Source organism: Sphingomonas oligophenolica, from assembly GCF_039522915.1.
GTDB lineage: Bacteria > Pseudomonadota > Alphaproteobacteria > Sphingomonadales > Sphingomonadaceae > Sphingomonas > Sphingomonas oligophenolica.
On sequence record NZ_BAAAEH010000029.1, the window covers coordinates 24,459 to 45,147 of the forward strand.

Consider the following 20,689-nt stretch of genomic DNA (forward strand, 5'->3'; position numbering starts at 1 on the left):
TGCCCGCCCTTGCCGAGGGGTTACGCGCGCTGCATTGCGTCAGCCTTGCGTCGAGCCGCGCCCGGCACCGGGAACTCGATGCGCATGCACAGGCCGCCGCTTGGGCCGTCCAGCGCCACGATACGCCCACCGTGGAAAGCCACGACTTCGCTGACCAGATGAAGGCCCAGCCCTGCGCCGATCGCCCCAGCGCCAAGGCGGCGGAAGGGCTCGAAGACATGCGCCTTGTCATGCTCGGCGATGCCCGGCCCCTCGTCCTGGACCTCGACACGGCCCTCCGCTTCCACCCGCAACAGAATCGCGCCGCGCCGGCCGCCATGCTGAACGGCATTTTGCACGAGATTGATCAGCGCGCGTTCGAGTGACGCGCGGTCAGCCATTATATCCATGCGATCGACCATGGCCTCGACCGCCAGGGTATAGCCGGCATCGATCGCCATCGGCGCGAGGTCGGCCGCCACGTCGCGTGCCAGCGTGACGAGATCTACCGCCGCCATCGTTTCCAGCCGGTGGCGGCGCAGGCGCTCGAGATCGAGTAGTTGCTCCGCGAGAGTGGCGAGCCGGCCGGCATCCTCCAGCAGCCGGGAGCGATCCGGTCCCGGCGACAACAGGCCAAGGCGCGTCGTGAGGATCGCGATCGGTGTTCGGAGCTCGTGCGCTGCGTCGGCAAGGAAACGTCGATGGCGCTCATGGCCCTCGTCGAGCCGCCCCAATGTCGTGTTGACGGCATCCACGAGCGGCCTAACCTCCTGCGGGACAGTGGCAACGGGCAAGCGCACCCCGGGCTGCTCGATATCGATTCGCCCTGCTTCGTCGATCACGTCATCGAGCCCACTCATGGCCGCGCGCATGACGGCGGGCGTCGCGAGCCACGTCGCGAGAAACATGATCGCCAGGATGGGAAAGAGAAAGACAAGCGCCGCGAAGAGTCCGGCGCCCAGTGTCTGAAGCCATGGGGCGTGGGCGCCGGGCCCGGTAATGACCTGGAGGGCGCCGACCTCGGTCTGGATCCATTGAACCCGAGCGCTAGGCCGGGGCGGGTCACCAATGTTCCACCCCAATCTCGCCTGGCCAACCTCGTCCAGCGACGCGCCGATCTTCGCGAACTCAGACGGAACGGGGCCTTCGGACAGGCGATGCCCCGCCCGGTCCCGCAGACTGAACCAGAGACCAGGCACCTCCGCTCGCAGCGTCGCGAGCGCTGGCGTTGGTCGCAGAGCGAGGTCGCCGGTGGCTGTCCGTGTCGATGCATCGCGGACGGCGGCAATAACATCGTCGCCCGGCTCGATCGGATTGAAGGCGCCCTGGAAGATCAGGACGGCCACCAGCGTCGTCACCACGATCGACAGAATGGCCGCCTGGAGCATCGCCAGCCGCCAGCGGAACTGACGGCGAAGCGAGGGTGCACGGCGACTGTCGGTCACGACGGCTTCAACAGATAGCCAACACCGCGGATGCCGTGGATTTCGACGCGGGCACCGCCTTCGGTCAGTTTCTTGCGAAGCCGCGACACGTGCGCGTCGAGCGAGTTGGACTGAATCTCGTCATCGAAACCATAGACCGCGTCTTCGATGATAGCGCGTTGCACGGTGCGCCCGAGCCTGCGCACGAGCACTTCGAGCAACAGCAGTTCCCGGCGCGGCAGGCTGAGATGCATGTCGCCGATCGTCGCCACGCGCTGGCCCATGTCGAAAACGAGTCGTCCAGCGCGGACGGTCGACGGCGCAAGCGCCGACGGTCGACGCTGCACCGCGCGCAGCCGCGCCAGTAATTCTTCTGTCGAGAAAGGCTTGACCATATAATCGTCGGCGCCGACATCAAGCCCGTCGATCCTGTCGGCGACGTCACCTTTCGCCGTCAGAACGATGACAGGTGTATCGCAGCTTGTGCCCCGCAAATCCGCAAGAAGGGTCAGCCCATCGCCGTCCGGCAGGCCGCGATCGAGCACAATGACGTCATAGGACGTGATCGCGATCGCGGCCGTCGCAAGGTCGATCGTCGGCGCCAGATCGACGATGATGTCGGCAGAGGCCAGCGCAGAGCGGAGTGCGATTGCCATCTCCGGGTCGTCCTCCACCAACAATATGCGCATACTCTGCCTCACCCTCTGAACCACCAATACTAGCCGGTCGTGATTACGCGAACATTGCGACGTTCTGATCAAGCCGCCCTCTTCTCCCAGACCCAAGGAAGGGACAGTGGCCATAGGCTCGCCAGTCAGTCGCAGACGACATGGGCGCCGTCAGGTGCATGCGCGATAACCATAGGCCAGGCAGCGGCGCGCCGGCGCCATGAGCTGGCCGGGACGAATCCCGCCCGGCCTAATAATCCTTCGAATAACGCAGGTTGAGCGCCGTGCCGTTCGAGCCGCCGGTCTGGCTGAGGATACTCAGCGTTTTCGACAGGGCGATTTCGAGCTGCGTTGCGGTGAAGCCCCGCGTATCAGTGACGATCTCCACATAGATGTTGTTGGAGATATATTTTCCGGCAGCGACCGCCGTGCCGCGCCCGGTCACCTCGTCAGCGCCGAGAACCTCGAGCCGGTCGACCCCGGTGGCGGAGCGAAGCTTGCCGAGCGGATTCAGCCCGCCGCCCGATCCCCGCAGCGAATTGAGCGCCGCCGCCAGCTGAATCGCCTGGGTCGGCGTGAGCGACGTGATTGAATCGCCGAACAGGATCCGCGACAGCAACTCGTCCTGCGGCAGGCTGGGCGACGAGGTCAAGGTGATCTGCGGATTCTGCGCGCGGCCGGCTATATTGATGGTGATCGCAGTGCCTGACAGGGTCGCCGTCGCTGTCATCGACAGCGTCGGATTCGACACCTGTCCGCCTTCGAAGCGGATGACGCTGGTCGAGTCCAGTTCGAAACGCTTGCCCGCGAAGTTGTAGGTGCCGCGGACGAGGTTGACGTTGCCGACGACCTCGGGCGCCGCCGAAGTCCCCCGTACGCGGAGATTGGCGCTCCATTCGCTGTCGAGCCCCATGCCGCTGACGAAGAGGCGGTTGTCGGCCCGAATGTGCAGGTCGAGCTTGAACAGCCCGGGCGGCGCGGCCGCCGCGGCTTGCTGCGCGGCCTGGGCACGGGTCGTGCCCTTGCGCCGCACGCCCTGCAGCTCGCGGATCTCGGCTACACCCTGGCGAACGATCGCATAGCGGATTTCCGGCAGCCGCAAGTCGCCGGAGATCGACGCGCCGTTCGCCTTGCTGTTGGCGATCGCGAGGGTCCCCGAAACCGTGGCGCCGAGCGCATCGCTGCGCGCGAGCTGCGCCTTGTCGAGGGTCGCGCTGACGTCGATGGGAAATCCGGAATCAGCCCCGAAACCGACACTGCCATGCGCCGAGACGGTGCCACTTCCGGCGCGGCCGGTGAACTCGGAAATCTCCAGCCGGTCGTTGGTGAAACGGCCGGTCAGGCGGATCGCGGTAATCCGGGTGCCATAGGTCTCGTTATCATAGGCGAGCGCGTTGGCGCGGACCACACCGCTCAGCTGCGGGCTCGACATGCGGCCGGAGAAATCGGCGGCGATGCCGATCGGGCCCGAGAGCTGCTGGTCGGCAATCCCGGCAAGGCTCCACAGCACGTCGGCCGGACCGTTGTACCGAATGCCGCCGCCGAGCGGCGCGTTGGCGAGCGCGGTGGTCCAGGCCCCGCCGCCGACCGGCTGCAGCCGAAGTTGGGCCCGCCCGATTACCGCACCGCCGCGACGGATCAGCGCCGCGAGCGTACCGCCCTCAGGGCGCAACGTACCGAGCGCGGCGATGTCGACCGGCGTCGACACGATCGCCGCCCCTGAACGGGTAAATCCGTGGACCTCGAGCCGCAGGTCGGCCCGCGGAAAGCCGCTGCCCGCCTGCATGAAATCCAGGCTGCCGGTCGCGCGTCCACCAACGCCTGCGCCGGCGGCGAAGCTGTTGAGGATCGCCAGATCGACATTGTCGAAGCGCGACTGGAGTTCCAGCGTTGCGCCGTACCGGCCGGCGACGCGCATCTGGCCGTTGGGCGTGACGATCGCGACCGGCAACAACGTATAGCTGCCATTGGCCACCCGGATCGACGCCGGCTGCGCGAGGTGGAAGGGAATCGCGCCGACCTGGCCTTGCGCGGCAACGCGGTAGAGATCGGGCGAGAGCAGGGCATTTGCGGCGATCCGGAAGGCAGCGCCGCTATCGCCGCTTGCGACGAGCTGGGCGGCACCCCGCCCGCCGCGATAATTGACCTTGGCCCGCGCTGCCTGCAGCGTGAAGCCGCCCTGCCGTACGCCGGCGAGCTGGATATCGGCGACGATCTCCGGCGTGCGCGGATAGAGCGTCGCGGTTGCCTCGATGATCGCGCGGTCGATCACGAGCCCGGCCTGGCCCGGGATATGCGCCCCGTTCGCCCGCGCCGAGATCCGGGCGCTCTGCACCGAGCCGACCGCGGCAAGCGTCACTACCCCCGTCACCCCCGAGCCGTTCGCGGTCAGGTTGCCGACGAACGGCCCTGCCGGACCCTGCCGAACGAGGCCCGCGAACAGGATGCCGGCGAAATGCGCCTTGTGCACATCGATCGTCAGCGGCCCGCCGCCCGTGCGCACCAGGATATCGGCATCGAACGGCCCGTAAGGCGAGCCGCCATGGGCCGTGACCGCATAGCCGGCGGCGGTGCCGCTGACGATCGCCTCGACATCGGAAAGCTGGACGCCGACATTCGGGCGGCTCGCGCGGAGGCGGACGAGCGGGCGGTCGACAGTGCCCGACACCATCACGGCGAGCGGCCCATATTGGGCTGAATTCCCCTGGGCAATGAACGCGATGCTGCCGTCGGGCCGGTAGCTGCCCTGCCCCCCTGCGAGGTGGAAGCTCGGCGCCGCGACGCGCAGGTTGCGGATCGCGACCACGCCCTTCGGATCATAGCCGATATCCCCGGTCACCACGGTGCGCCCGCCAAGGAAATTCGCCGCGGTCGCGTTGTCGATCCGCGCCGTCACGAAGCCGAAATGGCCCTGCAGCCCGAACCCGCCCGACGGCACCGTCACCAGCTTCATGTCGGTGGTCAGGTTGATGATGCCGACGCCCTGAATCCGGTAATTGTTCACTCGGCCCTTGAGACCGCCGCGATAGATGCCGGTCGAAAGATCAGCGACGATGATGGCGGTCGCGTCGATCTGCGGCGAGCGGATGCGCAGATTGTCCGACAGGATGGTATGTCCGTTGATCGCGAGATCACCGTTGACCGCGACATTGGTGAGCAGCCCGCCGACTGCCGCGTTAAGCCCTGTTACGCGTGCGATTCGCGCCGTCACCGGGATCAGGATGCGGTCGGCATCGACCCTTGCGCGACCCTCGGCATAAAGGCCCTGCACCACCGTCTTGTCGAAGCCGAGCGCGGCTGCAGATATCTTGTAGTCGACCACTGGCCGGGCGAAGGCGCCGTCGAGCCGAAGCGAGGCGCGCACGCCGCTTCCCTTGAGGTTCGGCGCGATCGAGCCCGGGGTGAGCAATTGCGCGTCGACCTGGACGCCACCGAAACGGCTGTTTGCGAGATCGAGCAATCCGTTCGCGGTGACCGCCAGCGCATCCGACCGCAGCGTCATGTGCGTATCGGCCCGGCGCCGTGCCAGTGTCGTGGTGAGATCGACGATCAGGCTGGGCGCGGTCAGCCGTGCAACCGGGCCGGCCATGATCAGCCCGGGGTGGAGCGGGCCCCTGACGGCGAAGGTACCGCTCCGCGCGTTCAGGTCGAGATCGGCAAGCGGCTGGCCGCCGAGCCTCGCCCGAGCGCTGCCCTGCCAGCTCGACCAGCTGCCTCGTCCGGCGATCTGCACGATAAGCGGTCGGGTGAGCCCGGCCATGCCGGCGATGATGCCGCCGGTCGGCGCGACAAGGCGCGCATCGAGGATCAGCCGATCCTGGTCGGGCACCGCGTCCAGTGTCAGCGCGAGCCGGTCGCCCGCGTCGAGCGCGGCTGCATTGCCATGGATTTGCGCGCGGCCATCGGCGATATGGGCATCGCCATCGAGCGTCATCACCCGGCGCGTGCCGGTGACCGGAGCGCCGAGCACGAGCCTGGCGATCTCGAGCCTGCCGATATCGATATCGAGATCGGGGAGCGTCGGGGCGTTGGGATTGCTCGGCACCGGCTTCAGCGCCGGCAGCCGGGCGAGCGTGATCAGCGGCGCGCTCGCGGTGCGGACATCGACATGGTTGCGGATGAAGGCAAAGGGGCGCCAGTCGAGATCGATCTGCGGCGCGGTGGCGAATACGCCCTTCGAATCGCTGATGCGCAGGTCGCGGATGGTGAGCTTGCCGTAGAGCGAGCCGTCGAGCCGGCTGAACTCGACCTTCAGGCCCGAGGCAGTCTCGTATCCGGACAGGCGATCGACCAGGAAGCGGCGGCCCGGCCCGGTGTCGATCGCGAGCAGCGCCAGCGCCACGAGCGCGAGCATGGCGGCCACCGCAATGCCGGCCCATTTCGCGATGCGCCGTGCAAGCGCCGGCTGCGCAGCCACTGCGGAGGAGTCGGTCTCGTCGGCCATCAAAAGGCTTGCCCGATCGAGATATAGATGGCGACCTTCGGCTCACCCTTGCGGCGCCCGATCGGGGTCGCGACGTCAAGCCTGAGCGGGCCGAAATTGGTATAGTAGCGCCCGCCGATGCCAGCCCCGTATCGCAGATCAGTGAACTGCGGCGCAGTCGAGGCATAGGCCTGACCCACGTCGATGAAGGGGACGATCCCGTAATCGCCGAAGCGGTAGCGCAGCTCCGCCGCCGCCTCGACCAGGCTGCGGCCGCCGATCGGATCATTGCCGGGGTCGCGCGGGCCAAGTTCCTGGAAGCCATAGCCGCGCACCGATCCGCCGCCACCCGAATAGAGCCGGCGAGACGGCGCGATCGCATCGCGCGGCGCGCCCGCGATCGAGGCAGCGCGGACCCGACCCGCCAGCACCAGGCTCTTCGACAAGGAATAATAGGCGCTGCCGTCGATCTGCCCGCGGATATAACGATAATTGCTGCCCCGGGTTTGCTCGGTCTCGGGGCTCAGCCGGATCAGCGCCCGAAAGCCCCTGGTCGGGTTGAGCAGATTGTCAGTGCTGTCGAAGCCGAGCTGGCCGTTGACGCCGCCGATCGCGTAATTCTGATAGTCGCGCTTGCCGAGCGCCGGCTGATAGGCGTTCTCGCGCGTGCCGAGGATCTCGAAGCCGTAAGCCCAGGTCCACTTCTTCTGCCAGATCGGCGTCGAATCGAGCGAAATGCGGCCGCTGAGCCCAAGCGTCAGTGCCTTGTAGGCCTGGAAGTCCTGCCGATGGGCGGAGAGCGACAGCAGCACCGTCTTGTCCCGCCGGCCGGCATCGGCGCGGCGGAAGGTCGCCGTCGCACCCTGCTCCTGGGTGCCCGCGGTCACCGTGAAGGCGAGCGAGCCTTCGGGCGGGAACAGGTTGCGGTGGGTCCAGCTCGCATCGACGCGGATTCCCTGGCCGGTCGAATAGCCTGCGGTTGCCGCCAGCCGGCGCGGCTTGCCGGCATTCTGGGTGACGACCAGGTCGACCATCTCGGTGCCGTCGGCGGCGATCTGACCGGTGCGCTGCGGCTCGATGGCAACGCTGTCGAACAGGTCGGTGGCGACCAGCGCCTCGCGCAGATCATTGACCTGACGTTCGTCATAGAGCTCGCCGGGCTTGAAGCGGGCGAGGACGCCGACATGACGGGCGTCGAAGGCCAGCTTGCCCTTGGTCGAATAGGTACCGAAGGACGATCTCGGCCCCGGATCGACGGGCAGCGTATAATCCCCTTGATGGGTCCCGTCGTCGAGCACGATGTCGTGCTCGCCGACCTTCACGAAGGGATAGCCCTGCTGGGGCAGCCTGAGCGCCACGGCCCCTTCCGCTGCCTCGATAGCGGGCGCTACGATCGGATCTCCGGTCCGCAAGACGAGTGCCTCGCGTACCAGTCCGGGCGGGATCGTATCGGGTCCGTCGATCGCGATCGTGCCGAGCGTGTAGCGCGTGCCGGGCACGACGCTGATGGTCGCGGTGGCACGGCCCGGCTGACCGGTAACGGGCTCGACCCGGGAAGACACGACGCCATCATAATAGCCCTCGGAGCGCAGCAACCGCAGCCCGAGCGCCTCGTCCTCCCGGGCGCGCGCTGAAATCACCGCGCCATTCGCGCCCTTGCCATGGCCTTGCTCGAGATCCGACAAGGCGCGGAAACGCCCCTCCAGCCCGACCGCCTGCAATCCGTCGATCTGCACTGAGTAACGGACCTCGGGAACGGTATCCGCAACCTCGGCCTGGGTGGCAGCCGGCGGCTCGACGTCGAAACCCGCAAGCGGCGGCAGAGGCTGGGTCAGGGCTGGGTCGATTGCGGCCGGTGCGGTCGCAGCTGATGCGGGCGTGGGCGCTCCCGCGGCACTTGTCCGCGTCGCCGGAAGGGGCGGCGGAGGCGCGGGGATCGCATCGATGCTCTCGATCGGCGCCAGGGCCTGGGTCAGCGCGGGATCGATCGGTGGCAGCGCCTGCTGGAACTGCGAATCGGGGATGATGCTGTCGTCAGTCGCCGCCCGCTGCGCATCCGCCTGATGTCGGGCCTCGGCGCGCGCCTTCTCGAGCGGATCGGGACTGCGCTGCGCCGATGCGGCCTGCGGAACCAGGCCTGCCATCAGCACGAGAAGGAGGGAAAGCCTCGACGTCACGATGGCTCCCGCAGGCAGTGCCATGGATATTTTCTGCATCCCGGCAAGGCCGCCGACACTGGGGTGCCTCCAGGGGCTGGAGGCAACAACGCCATGCAAAGCAAGCTCGCGCCGATGCACCAGCGCAAGGGGAACATGGCGGCATGGCCCGGCCCGGTCGTCCAGCATGTCCCTTATCATCGCGTCCCTGCGTCGCCAGCCTCATGGGAGATGGTCGACCCCGGCAATACGATCAGACGGGGATTTCGATCCTGCCGGTCGGCAGGTTGGGGCAATTTAGCGCTATGATCGGTGCGTTTCGATCACGGGATCGATTGGAGGGCGAGACTATCTGCTCGATCTTCGGATCGGCGTGGCGCCGGTACCGGCCGGGTAACGAAAGCTGCGCGGGCACGGCACGTCACTTCGCCCGGCCGCGCGGTACAGGCTCCAGCCATCGAAGCTCGAGGGATCATAGACCGACCAGCACACGCCGTCGCAGCTGCTGGAGGATTCGAGCACCAGCCAGGCGATGTTCGCGCCGTCGACGCGCAGGGGCTCGGCGAAGAGCATTACATGGTTCGTCACGCCGGTGCGCAAGCCGATCGCGTCACCAGCACGCAACCAGTCGGGTGAAGGCAGCCGGCGCGTACACAACGCGTCATCAGCGAAATTGGTGATGGTCGCCGTGCTCCAGCGGGTCGTTGCCTGCCGGCGACCCCAGGCGACCTGGACCAAGGCGGAGCAATCGATGCCCAGGTCCCCACGCACGCCGTCGGCAAGGTTGCCCGGCCAGCCGCGCTTCCCCTCGGTGGCATGGGCGAGCGCGGCAGAGAGATCGCCCGCGCTGGTGCTCATGAAACGATCGACCTCGGCGAGGCTCTCGGTCTGGGCGTAAGGCACGCCGATATGCTCGTAGATGCCGCGAGTCAGCCGAATCCCCCGAAGCGGCACGAAATTCAGGTTCTGGTCACGGACCGGGCAGCCCGTCGCTGCACGACACGACTCGGCCAGGCCGCGCGTATCGACTGACCAGCGATATTCGCTCAGCGGCCGCACCGCGGCGAAGATCGACCGGGCGTTGAAGGGGTGGAGTGACGAACCCTGCCGGGTCGGGACCGGGCCACTGGAGACGCTCGACACAGGTTCCGGAACAGAACCTTGCGAGATCCTGCAAATCCCGCCGCCCTTCGGATTATCTGCCCTGACGGTGCCGCAACTGAACAGGGCAAAATCGGGGCGGCCGCGCCCGAAACGCCTGCCCAGGGCCAGGATCTCGCCGGTCGGCAGCACGGCGACGTCCCTGAAGGCAGGCTTGCCCGACCATTCGCCACCGACGATATCGATCCGCCGTACGACATGCCCGTTGCGCCGGGCTAGGACCACCAGGCTCCGCCGGATGTGGACGACACCGTCCGAAGCGGGAAGCTGCTCGGAGGTCTGGACAATCCGTCGCGAACCGGCCGGCTCGAGCTCATAAGCGCTGAGCAGCCGGGATCCGGCGCCGCCGCGCACGGTCAGCCGCCCGCGCGGCGCGAGGGCTGCCGAACCATTTTCAAGCGTGATCGTTCGGGCGGCGTGGCGAGCGCCCGGGCGTGACACCACTGAATCGCCCGCGCCGATCGGCCGCCTGGGCCCCAATGCACCGCAGGGAAGCGCCGTTTCGGGGTTCCAGTGCTTGCCATCAACCAGGGAGAGTGCGGCACGCAGCCTGGCCGCGGACCCGGGCCCGACAAGATCCCTGCGCACCCGGTACATCCGCGTTTCGAGCGCAGTCGTCGTGACCCGGTATCCGCCGGTGCCGGGCTCGGGCATCGATTCGATCAGCACCCGATCCTTCAACTGGTGGAGCCGCCAGGGCCGCAACGACACGGGCAGCGCACAGGCGCCGATCGCGGTCAGCCGGGCGGCGATCGAACCGCGTGCCGGGTTGGCGTCGGCGACAGCATATAGCCGGATCGCCGCGTAGAGCGGGTCGACGATCCCGATGATCTCGGAGCCGGGATCACGATGCGCGAGCCAGAACATGTGGCTCGGGCCGGCACCGTCGACTTCGCCTCGAATCCGCGCCGCCCCATCCGGAATGGCCGGCCCCGGCATGCCCTTGAGCTGCGTCGGCGCCACGACCGCCAATCCGACGGCGATAGCCGAGACCGGAAGTGACAGCCGTGCCATGTCCCGCGCTCAGCGGTCGCCAAGCCGATAGCTGGCGCTGAGATCGCTGATCCGCGCAAGCGTTTCGCCTTCGAGGCAGGGCGCGATCAACGTCGCATAGATCGAATGGGCGAACCGGTTCGGCGTTTCCCAGGGTTCGAGCGCGCATTCGGCGTCGCGCCAGGCAAGCCAGGCCCGCTGCGCCGCTCTGAGCCGGGCAATCCAGTCGATACGCTGATCAACCGGCAGGCCCGGCCGCTCCCGGATCGCCTGCAGCGCCCGCGCCCAGGCCCGATTCAAGTCCCGATCGGCAAGCACGAGCCGCTTCTCCCAGCAGCGGTTGGCGCCGCAATAATCACATTCTCCAGGATCGACATCAGCACAGGGGCCTTCCTCGTCGCTCGCCGGGTTCGGCACGACGACCAGCGCCCGCGTTGCCGACTCTCGCGGATGTTCCGCCGTTCCGAGAGCATAACGGAAGCTGACATCCTCGGCGATGACCCGGGTTATGGCCAGCGTGCACGCCGACGCGTCATTGAAGGCAGGCGCGGCGGTTCCCGCCATTTCATAGCCGATCAGGCGTTTGTCGCATCGCGCATCTCGAAAGCGCAGCCACAGCGTCATCGTGGCATCGAAGGCGCTCCTCCATTCCTTGCGTTCGTCTGACTCGAAGCGTTCGTCCGGCGCTGCGATCGCCTGTGCGGCGCCCTGCCGCGCTGCCGCCAATGCGCTCTCGGCCTGGCGGAGCGCCTTCGCCTCGCAAGCCGCCGCGGCGGCGTCGCGCAAACCGCATTCCGGAGCCTGGCCGATCTGCGGTCCCGCCATCACGGCGCCTGTTGCCGGCGCCATTCCGACAAGAAGGAGCGACATGAGGGCCAACCTCATTGAAGGACATGATCGCGCCATGAAATCGAGCGCGGTGCTGCGCTCTGCCCGGCGGGCGCGGTCGATCGCGGCCGAGAAGCGGCCGGCACCCGTTCGGGAGAGATCGCCAGGGCTGAAAGGACGACTTCTCATCACTCGGCCCGACCTCTCCCGCCACCACATTGCCCGGGCACCGTGGGGCACCGCGGGCAGCCTCGATATTCGGGATTATCCCAATGGAAGCGGCATGCGGAATCGGTCCAGTCTGGACACCCCGACAACCTGCAGGCGAGACTCGTGATGGAACTGCTGGACGCAATCTACAGCCGCCGCGCGGTTCGCGAGTTCACTGAGGACGACGTCGAAGAGGCCCAGCTTCGCGCACTGATCGACGCGGCGATCCAGGCGCCCAGCGCCGTCAATCGCCAGCCATGGTGTTTCTCGGTCGTGCGGGACAGGGCGTTGCTGGCGCGCATCTCCCGCGAGGCCAAGGCGCATATGCTCCGGTCGTCCCCGGCCGCACTCATATCCCATCATTTCGAGCAACTGCTGAGCGACGAGGCATTCGACATCTTCTATCACGCGCCCGCACTGATCGTGATCTCCTCAGTCGAGGACGGACCATGGGCAGTCCCCGACTGCGCGCTTGCCGCGCAGAACCTCATGCTGGCTGCCCGGGATGCGATGCTCGGATCCTGCTGGATCGGCTTCGCCCAGGGGTGGCTCGGCACCAGCGAGGGCAAGGCGGCGCTCGAGCTTCCGGCCGGATGCGTACCGGTGGCCCCGATCATCGTCGGGCATCCCAAGGTGAAGGCGATGGCACCAGTGCCCAGAAAGGCACCGGAAATCCACTGGATCGGTTGAGCTGCGCCCTGACCAGGCCACGCCACGATACGGGAAGCTACGAATGCCGGGCAATGCGGCGAGCAGCTAGGGCGAAGCAATCAATCGCAGCATCGAAGGAATTGGAGTGGCGACGTCCCCCGAACCAACGCCGCCTTCGCGCTCCGATACCCAGACGCTTCGACCGCCGATCTACCGCGTCGAGGGGCTGACCAAAACCTATGGGGACGGCCCCAACGCCGTCCATGCGCTGCGCGGAGTCGATTTTACCGTGCAGGAGGGTGCGATGCTGGTACTGCTCGGCGCGTCGGGCTCGGGCAAGTCGACCCTGCTCAACATCCTGGGCGGCCTCGACCATGCGACCGCGGGCCATGCCTGGTTCTACGACCGCGACATCACTGGCTGGGACGACGACGCGCTGACTGAATATCGCCGCCACAGCGTCGGCTTCATCTTCCAGTTCTACAATCTCGTCGCCTCGCTCACCGCGCGCGAGAATGTGTCGCTGATCACCGAGATTTCGGACAATCCGATGAACCCAGCCGACGCGCTCGCGCTGGTCGGGCTTGAATCGCGGCTCGATCATTTCCCGGCGCAGCTGTCCGGCGGCGAGCAGCAGCGCGTTGCGATCGCGCGCGCGATCGCGAAGCGGCCCAAGGTGCTGCTGTGCGACGAGCCGACCGGCGCGCTGGACAGCGCGACCGGCACGCGGGTGCTGGCGGCACTCGACACCGTCAATCGCGATCTCGGCACCACGACCTTCGTCATCACGCACAATATGGTGATCGCCGACATGGCCGACGAAGTGCTGCTGTTCGGCGACGGGCAAATCTCGGGCAAGCGCCACAACGCATCGCGCACCCCACCGCTCGAATTGCGCTGGTGATGCGGTTTCGCTCCACCCTCACCGTCAAGCTGTTCCGCGACCTGTGGCGGCTGCGGGGCCAGGCGCTGGCGATCGCGCTGGTGATCGGCGCGGGGGTCGGGACGATGGTGATGGCGGTCGGGCTGATCCGGTCGCTCGAGACGACGCGCGCCGCTTATTATGATCAATATCGCTTCGCCGATGTGTTCGCGCCGCTCAAGCGCGCGCCCGAACCACTGATGGCGCAAATCCGCAGCCTGCCCGGCGTCGCGACGGCGGAGAGCCGGATCAGCACCGGCGCCACGCTCGATGTCGCGCAGGTACCCGAGCCGATCTCGGCCAAGGTCCATTCGCTGCCGCGTGCCGATGCCTCTGCGCTCAACCGGCTGGTGCTCCGCAGCGGGCGGCTGCCCGATCCGAACCGGCCGGACGAGGTCGTCGTCAACCAGGACTTCGCCAAGGGTGCCGGGCTGCAGCTGGGCGATCCGATCAGGGCGGTCCTCTATGGCAAGCAGGCCACGCTGCGGCTCGTCGGCACCGTGCTGTCGCCGGAATATATCTATGCCCTGTCGCCCGGGCAGATCTTTCCCGACAATCGCCGCTTCGGCATCGTGTGGATGGGGCGCGAGCCCCTGGCGGCGGCGCTCGACCTCAACCAGGCGTTCAACGACGTGCTGATCCGGCTCAGCCCGGGCGAGCGCCCCGACGAGACGATCAGGCGGCTCGACCTGCTGCTCGCACCCTATGGCGGCGCCGGCGCCTATGCGCGCACCGACCAGATCTCGGACCGCTTCATCAGCAGCGAGATCGATCAGCTCAAGACGATGGCTGGGGTGCTGCCGCCGGTCTTCCTGCTGGTCGCGGCGTTCCTGCTCAACATCGTGCTGGCGCGGCTGGTGGATACCGAGCGTGAGATCATCGGCCTGCTCAAGGCATTCGGCTTTCCGACCCGCGCGATCATGTTCCATTATGTCCAGCTGGCGGTGCTGCTCTCGCTCGGCGGGCTTGCGTTCGGTGTCGTGCTCGGCGGCTGGCTGGGCCGAGGGCTGGCGGGGCTCTATCAGCGCTTCTATTCCTTTCCGTTCCTCTCCTTTCGCGCCGATGCCGATGTCTATTGGTTCGCTGCGGCGGCGACCATGGTGCCGGTTGCGCTCGGCGCCACGACCGCGGTGTGGCGGTCGGCCCGGCTGACCCCGGCACAGGCGATGCGGCCCGCCGCGCCGCCCGATTATTCGGGGCGCATCACCAGCACCATCGCCAGCGCGCTCGGCCCCGACGAGCCGTCGCGGATCATCCTGCGGGGCCTGCTGCGCACGCCCCTGCGTTCGGGCCTGAGCGTCATCGGGCTCGCCGCGGGGCTGATGCTCTACGTCACCTCGCAAAGCCCGCATGCCAGCATCCAGCGGATGATCGACCTGGGCCTCGAACGAGCCGACCGTTCCGACCTGATCGTCACTTTCGCAGAGCCGCGCGATGCGCGGGCGCTGTATGAACTCGAGCGAATCCCGGGCGTGATGAACGTCCAGCCGTTCCGCGCGGCCGGCGCCCGGATCCGCGCGGGGCACCGCGTGATGCGCGAAGGGCTGTCGGGAGTCGAAGCCGGCGGCGATCTCAACCATATGGTCGATGTCCACGGCGTGATGTCGCAGCCGCCGCCACAGGGCACGGTCATCACCGGGCGGATGGCGAAGCTGCTCGACGTGCGCCGGGGCGACTTCGTGACGGTGGCGATCACCGACGGCGAGCGGCCGACGCTCCGTCTCCGCGTGACCGATATCCTCGACAGCCCGTTCGGCAGCTCGGCGGTGGTCGACCGCGCGACCTTCAACCGGCTGCTGCGCGAAGGCGATACGCTGTCGGGCGCCTATCTCGAAATCGATTCACGCGCGCTGGCGCAGATCTACGCCCGGCTGAAACAAAGCCCGATGGTGGCGGGCGTCACCGTCCGCGCGAGTATGCGCCACGCGATCCGCGAGACGGTGCAGAAGAATTTCAACACCATGACCTTTTTCTACACCGGGCTCGCGGTGCTGGTCGTGATCGGCGTTGTCTATAACAGCGCCCGGATCAGCCTTTCCGAACGGGCGCGCGATCTTGCCTCGCTGCGCGTGCTCGGGTTTCGCCGGAGTGAAGTCGCCTTCGTGCTCCTCGGCGAACAGGCGCTGCTGGTGATCGCGTCGCTGCCGCTCGGGATTTTCGCCGGCATCGAGCTCTGGCGCTTCATGATCAGGCGCTTCGACACCGACATGTTCACCATCCCCTTCGTGATCGATCCGCGCGTGGTGGGGCAAGGCGTTCTCGTCGTCGCGGCCGCCGCCGCCGGCACGGCGATCCTCGTCCGCCACCGGGTCGATCACCTCGATCTCGTCCGTGCACTCAAGACTCGGGAATGACGATGACCAAATTCGTGACCGGCCCCAGGATCATCATGGCGCTCGTGGCGATTGCCCTCGGGGTCGCGCTGTTCTTCGCGATACGGACTCCTGCGATCGACGTCGAGACCGGTGCCGTCGATGTCGGGCCGATGGCAGTCACCATCAACGACCAGGGCGAAACCCGCGTTCGCGACATGTATACCGTCTCGGCGCCGATCACGGGCGAGCTGCTCCGCGTGCCGCTGAAGCCCGGCGCGGCAGTGATCGCCGGCAGGACCGTGCTGGCCCGTATCCGCCCTGCGGAGCCGGGCGCGCTCGACGCCAGGACGCTGGCGCAAACCGAGGCAACGATCCGCGCGCTCGACGCGCAGGCCGCGTCGGCGCAGTCGCAGGTACGCGAGGCAGCGGCAGCGCAGTTGCTGGCAGAGCGCCAGCTCGACCGCACCCGCAAGCTCAGCGCGCGCGGTTTCGTTACCCAGGCGTCGCTCGACCAGGCGCAGGCAGCGCGCGATCGCGCGCGGGCGACGAGCGCAGCGGCGCGCCAGGCCGCTGCTTCCGCACGCTACAACCTGGATGCAGCGCGCGCCGGGTTGATCGCGCCAGGAAGCACCGGGCGCAGCCGGGGCGACGTCACCGTCACCGGCCCGGTATCGGGCACGGTCCTGACCGTCCCGCAGGAAAGCGCGCGGGTCGTGGTGGCCGGCACGCCGCTGGTGACGATCGGAGACCCGGCGAACCTCGAAATCGTGACTGATCTTCTCTCGGCTGATGCGGTGCGGGTGCTGCCTGGCGCCGACGTCGCGATCGAGGACTGGGGCGGCGATCGTCCGCTCAGGGGGAAAGTGCGCCTCGTCGAACCCTATGGCTTCCTCAAGATCTCGGCGCTTGGTGTCGAGGAGCAGCGCGTGAACGTGGTGATCGATTTCGCCGATCCGCGCACTGCCTGGGAACGGCTCGGCCACGGCTTTCGCGCGAATGTCCGGATCACTGTCTGGTCGTCGAGCAAGGTTCGCCGCGTTCCCATCAGCGCGATCTTTCGCCATCGCGATCTCTGGAGCGCCTTCGTCGTAGACAAGACCGGCCACGCGCGGCTCCGACAGGTGGCGATCGGGAAGATCAACGACGAGGTGGCTGAGGTACGTGGCGGACTTGCCGTCGGCGACCGCGTCATCCTGCACCCGGGCGACGCGGTGGCGGACGGCGTGAAGGTGCGTGGCTAAAGCGGCGTGCGTGAACCCTGCTCGGGCAGGAAGGGATCGGTTCGATTCAATCCCGGGGGAGAGTGTGGAAGGAGCGCGAGCGGGTGGAATGCTGTCCCGGTTCCGCCCCGCTCTTTGACATGACCATTTTATTCGACGGGCGGGCCGCCATTCGCACAGGCCCGCTGTTCCCCGCTGTTCCCCGCTGTTCCGCCGCTGTTATCGTCGCTGTTATCGTCGCTGTTCCCCCGCTGTTATCCCGCTGTTCCTGAATAACAGCGGGATGCCCTGTAAAACATTGATAATTAACGGGGAAATTGAACGAAAACTCCAACATAACAGCGGCGAAAATAAAAAATCGCGGGGAACAGCGGGGAACAGCGGGAATCGAGGTCGCGGCTGGGCTCGCGGTCGGATCCACTCAGGGCCAGGCATAAGCAAGCTGAGCCGATTTCCGAAGTCCGGTGATCCGGATTTCAGCGTGCAGATTCGATTCCAGGACCGACTCTGCGGAGACTTTCCGGCTGCTATTGCGACCCGGCCACCGATGCCGCGCTGCGCCGGCGCGCGCTCGCGGCGGTTGCGAGCAGCGAGACCACCTCTTCATCGGTCGTCTGGGTAAAGTCGGCATAAAAGGCGCCAACCGCGCCGAACGGATCGGGTGTCGCCAGGCAGATGATGTCGTCGCAATCCTGGCGAAGCTCAGCAAGTGAGTCCTGCGGCGCGACCGGCACCGCCAGCACCAGGCGCGCGACCTGATTCTTGCGCGCGCCTTTCAACGCCGCCTTCATCGTGCCGCCGGTAGCGATGCCGTCGTCGACGATGATAACGGTCCGGCCGCGCATCGCGATCGGCTGACGGCCGCCGACATAGGCCTGGCGCCGCCGCTCGATCTCGATCAGCTGGCGGCCCAGTTCAGCCCGGATATAGTCTTCCCCGGGGGCAAGCAGGCGAATGGCCTCGTCGTTGAGGACAAGCTGCGGCTCCGCCCCATCGACGACGGCGCCGATCCCGAACTCCTCATGGCCTGGCGCGCCGATCTTCCGAACGAAGAGAAGATCCAGCTCGGCGTCGAGCGCCCGAGCGACTTCGAAGGCGACGGGCACCCCGCCCCGCGGCAACGCAAGCACCAGCGGATCACGGTCACGGAACGATTCGAGCGCGGCGGCGAGCTTCCGGCCCGCATCCTGGCGATTGTGGAAGATCGGGCGCCTGAACATTGCCGTCCTTTCAGGAAACGAGGTGATTCCGGAACCAGCGGGTGGCGTGGCCGATGACCTCGTCAAGCGTGCCGGGCTCCTCGAACAGATGATGGGCGTTCGGCACGATCACGAGCTCATGCTCGCAGCGCAGGTGGCGCATCGCCTCGCGGTTGAGCTCGATCACCGGCAGGTCCCTGGCGCCGACGATGAGCTGGGTGGGTGCCCGCACGCGTGCCAGCGCGGGCGATCCGGCAAGGTCGGGACGTCCGCCGCGGGAGACGACGGCACCGATCCGCCGCGGTGCGGCGGAGGCAGCGAGAAGAGCGGCGCCCGCCCCGGTGCTCGCCCCGAAATAGCCGACCGGCAGAGCGGCGATCGAAGGCGTTTCGAGCAGCCATTCAGTCGCCGCTGCAAGGCGGTTGGCGAGCAGCGCGATATCGAAGACATTCGCCCGGTCATCTTCCTCGCGCTGAGTCAGCAGGTCGACGAGCAGCGTGGCGAAGCCCGCCGAGCGCAGCCCTTCAGCGACGTAATTGTTGCGCGGGCTGAATCGGCCGCTCCCGCTGCCATGGGCGAAAACGACCATGCCGAGCGCCGGTTCGGGAACACCGAGCAGGCCCTTGATCCCAGCTGATTCGATGAAGATCGACTGCTGGTCGTGGATATGAGTGGCCATCGTCATAGTCCGAACGGATAGATTTCGGGGGCGCCGCGCGGATGCTCGGCGCCGAGCGGCGTCACCGCGGTGGTTTCCTCGAACCACACCCAGGCGTCGAACTGCTCGGCGAGCACTGCCTGGAAATAATGGCTCTGGAGCTCGGTCTCGGGGCGGTAGATCACGCCGATCGCGCGTTCGAGGAGCGGCACGCTGAGCTGCTCCGCGAGCGCGCGGCGTGCGGGCAATCGCCAGTCAGTCAGGCTTCGCGGCACGCCCGCGCGCCGGAACGCGGCTTCATGGCTGTCGGCGCGCGCCGGGCGCACCGCCTTGATCTCCATGTCGCCGTTCCAGTCGGTCGCTGCGGCGACCGTGCCCCGGTCAGTGCCGAAGCCGATCAGCACCGCCTCGTCGCCATAGGCCATGCGGCACAGTTCGCCGATATTGAACTCGCCCCGCCAGCCCATCGCGGTGGCGGCGGCATTGCCGACATGCGAATTATGCGCCCAGACCACTGCCTTCGAATCCGGGCCGCGCTCGTCGAGCAGCGCCTGCAGGGTGGTGAACATGTGCCGATCGCGCAAATTCCAGCTTTCGGCCGCGCCGCGGTACATCGCCCGATAATATTCCTCGGCGGCGCGCACGATCCGGGCGTTCTGGACCGCGTCGAACCAGCGCTCGCCATCGCCGTGCATATAGGCGAGGCGCTGATGGAGCAGCTCGCGCAACTGGGCGACCACGGCATCCTCGCACGTCGGCTGGCCGGCATAGAGAACCGCGCGCCCATAATCGGCCGGCGCATCCTGCCACGGCGTAAGGCAGCCATAGCGGCGGCGCGCGACCCCTGCCTCGGCGGGATCGACTGAATCGAGATAGCGCAGAACCGCGTTCAGCGATTCCGACAGGCTGTAGACGTCAAGCCCGCGAAAGGCGGTGCGTGCATCCTCCGAACAGGCGCTGTTGTGCGCCCGCAGCCAGTCAGCAAAGTCGAGGACCTCGAGATTGCGCCACATCCAGGTCGGGAAACGGGTAAAGACATCGCCGAGCCGCGGCCGGTCAGCCTTGTGGCGCACATAATCGTCGATCCGGGCCGCGTCGGGCCAATCCGCCTCGACCGCAACGATCGTGAAGCCGTGTTGCTCGATCAGGCGTCGCGTGATCGCCGCCCGCGCCCGGTAGAATTCGGCGGTGCCATGGGTCGCTTCGCCGAGCAGCACGATCCGCGCGTCGCCGAAGCGATCGAAATGGGCGCCGAAGGCGCTCGCGTCGGCGGGATCGGGGAGAGGCTCCGCAGCCGCCCGCAGCGCAGCGACGAGTGCATCGGAGGGCTCGAGCCTTGATTGCCCGGGCACGTTGTAGGTCATCGGCCGGACTCGTTTCCGGGCGCGCCGGCCACCTTTGCACCGCGCACTTGCGCGGGCGTGGCGACCTGGACGGTGCCGTTGGCTTCGAGAACGACGACCCAGTCACGGCCATCGATGCAATGCGCGACCCAGGCCGGATATCCCTGCACGTCGCTGCGACGTTCCGAGGCCTTGACCCCCTGGCATTCGAAGCCGGCGTCGTCGATCGCCCGGAAGAAGGTCACGTCCCGCTGCTTCTGGGGCAGGCGGTTTATGCGCTGCAGATAATCATCAGCGGTCGAGGGCGTGGCGGTAGCCAACGGCGCCGGGGTGGCGACCTTGTCCTGCGGCGAGGAGCGATGACACCCACCCAGGGCGACGATCATCATTGCGGCGGCGATGGCGGTCTTCATTGAACGACTCCCTTGGCAGACCCTCAGTCTGAGAGAAGCCGTTCGCGAGTAGAATACGAAGTTTCCCGTAGGCTGCCGCGCGCGCCGGCACCGGGCGATCGGTTCCGGAAAGTCCCGAATATCGCT

The 20,689-nt window shown here is 67.3% G+C and carries 14 protein-coding genes; 4 read left to right on the forward strand and 10 right to left on the reverse strand.

Features of this window, described 5'->3' with window-relative positions:
* Positions 1–20 precede the first annotated feature (20 nt).
* The 6 genes from ABD050_RS14470 to ABD050_RS14495 all read right to left on the reverse strand — a co-directional run bounded on the left by ABD050_RS14470 (position 21) and on the right by ABD050_RS14495 (position 11,653).
* Positions 21–1,424 (reverse strand): sensor histidine kinase, encoded by a 1,404-nt coding sequence (locus tag ABD050_RS14470; protein ID WP_343890120.1) that lies wholly within the window; start codon positions 1,422–1,424, stop codon positions 21–23.
* A complete protein-coding gene (locus ABD050_RS14475) occupies positions 1,421–2,164 on the reverse strand; it encodes a response regulator transcription factor (RefSeq protein WP_343890121.1) in 744 nt (247 codons plus the stop codon). Before ABD050_RS14475 ends, ABD050_RS14470 begins: the two co-directional genes overlap by 4 nt.
* A 157-nt stretch (positions 2,165–2,321) precedes the next feature.
* Positions 2,322–6,515, reverse strand: coding sequence for a translocation/assembly module TamB domain-containing protein (locus tag ABD050_RS14480; protein ID WP_343890122.1), 4,194 nt, complete (start codon positions 6,513–6,515; stop codon positions 2,322–2,324).
* Positions 6,515–8,695: an autotransporter assembly complex protein TamA gene (locus tag ABD050_RS14485; RefSeq protein ID WP_343890123.1), complete on the reverse strand. Its 2,181-nt coding sequence runs from the start codon at positions 8,693–8,695 to the stop codon at positions 6,515–6,517. Before ABD050_RS14485 ends, ABD050_RS14480 begins: the two co-directional genes overlap by 1 nt.
* A gap of 303 nt (positions 8,696–8,998) precedes the next feature.
* Positions 8,999–10,825, reverse strand: coding sequence for a hypothetical protein (locus tag ABD050_RS14490; protein ID WP_343890124.1), 1,827 nt, complete (start codon positions 10,823–10,825; stop codon positions 8,999–9,001).
* 9 nt (positions 10,826–10,834) lie between these two features.
* Positions 10,835–11,653, reverse strand: a complete 819-nt coding sequence (locus tag ABD050_RS14495) for a lysozyme inhibitor LprI family protein (protein ID WP_343890125.1) — start codon at positions 11,651–11,653, stop codon at positions 10,835–10,837.
* 315 nt (positions 11,654–11,968) lie between these two features.
* Here ABD050_RS14495 and ABD050_RS14500 point away from each other — a divergent pair, with 315 nt between their 5' ends.
* The 4 genes from ABD050_RS14500 (at position 11,969) to ABD050_RS14515 (ending at position 16,971) form a co-directional block, all read left to right on the forward strand.
* Positions 11,969–12,532 carry a nitroreductase family protein gene (locus tag ABD050_RS14500; protein WP_343890167.1) on the forward strand — a complete coding sequence of 188 codons (564 nt, stop codon included), beginning with the start codon at positions 11,969–11,971 and terminating at the stop codon, positions 12,530–12,532.
* A gap of 106 nt (positions 12,533–12,638) precedes the next feature.
* The gene (locus tag ABD050_RS14505) at positions 12,639–13,397 is read left to right on the forward strand and encodes an ABC transporter ATP-binding protein (RefSeq protein ID WP_343890126.1); all 759 of its coding nucleotides are present in this window, start codon (positions 12,639–12,641) and stop codon (positions 13,395–13,397) included.
* Positions 13,397–15,769, forward strand: coding sequence for an ABC transporter permease (locus ABD050_RS14510; RefSeq protein WP_343890127.1), 2,373 nt, complete (start codon positions 13,397–13,399; stop codon positions 15,767–15,769). The genes ABD050_RS14505 and ABD050_RS14510 overlap by 1 nt, the downstream gene beginning before the upstream one ends.
* A gap of 2 nt (positions 15,770–15,771) precedes the next feature.
* Complete coding sequence (locus ABD050_RS14515) at positions 15,772–16,971, forward strand: efflux RND transporter periplasmic adaptor subunit (protein WP_343890128.1); 1,200 nt, start codon at positions 15,772–15,774, stop codon at positions 16,969–16,971.
* A 506-nt stretch (positions 16,972–17,477) separates the two neighbouring features.
* On the opposite strand, the gene ABD050_RS14520 is transcribed toward ABD050_RS14515, so the two are convergent.
* The 4 genes from ABD050_RS14520 to ABD050_RS14535 are packed head-to-tail and all read right to left on the reverse strand — an operon-like array spanning position 17,478 to position 20,563.
* Entirely contained in the window at positions 17,478–18,170 is a 693-nt protein-coding gene (locus ABD050_RS14520) for a phosphoribosyltransferase (protein WP_343890129.1), read from the reverse strand.
* Between the two features lie 10 nt (positions 18,171–18,180).
* Entirely contained in the window at positions 18,181–18,828 is a 648-nt protein-coding gene (locus tag ABD050_RS14525) for a dienelactone hydrolase family protein (protein WP_343890130.1), read from the reverse strand.
* A 2-nt stretch (positions 18,829–18,830) separates the two neighbouring features.
* A complete protein-coding gene (locus ABD050_RS14530) occupies positions 18,831–20,171 on the reverse strand; it encodes an erythromycin esterase family protein (RefSeq protein ID WP_343890131.1) in 1,341 nt (446 codons plus the stop codon).
* A complete protein-coding gene (locus ABD050_RS14535) occupies positions 20,168–20,563 on the reverse strand; it encodes a hypothetical protein (RefSeq protein ID WP_343890132.1) in 396 nt (131 codons plus the stop codon). Before ABD050_RS14535 ends, ABD050_RS14530 begins: the two co-directional genes overlap by 4 nt.
* Between the last annotated feature and the right edge of the window lie 126 nt (positions 20,564–20,689).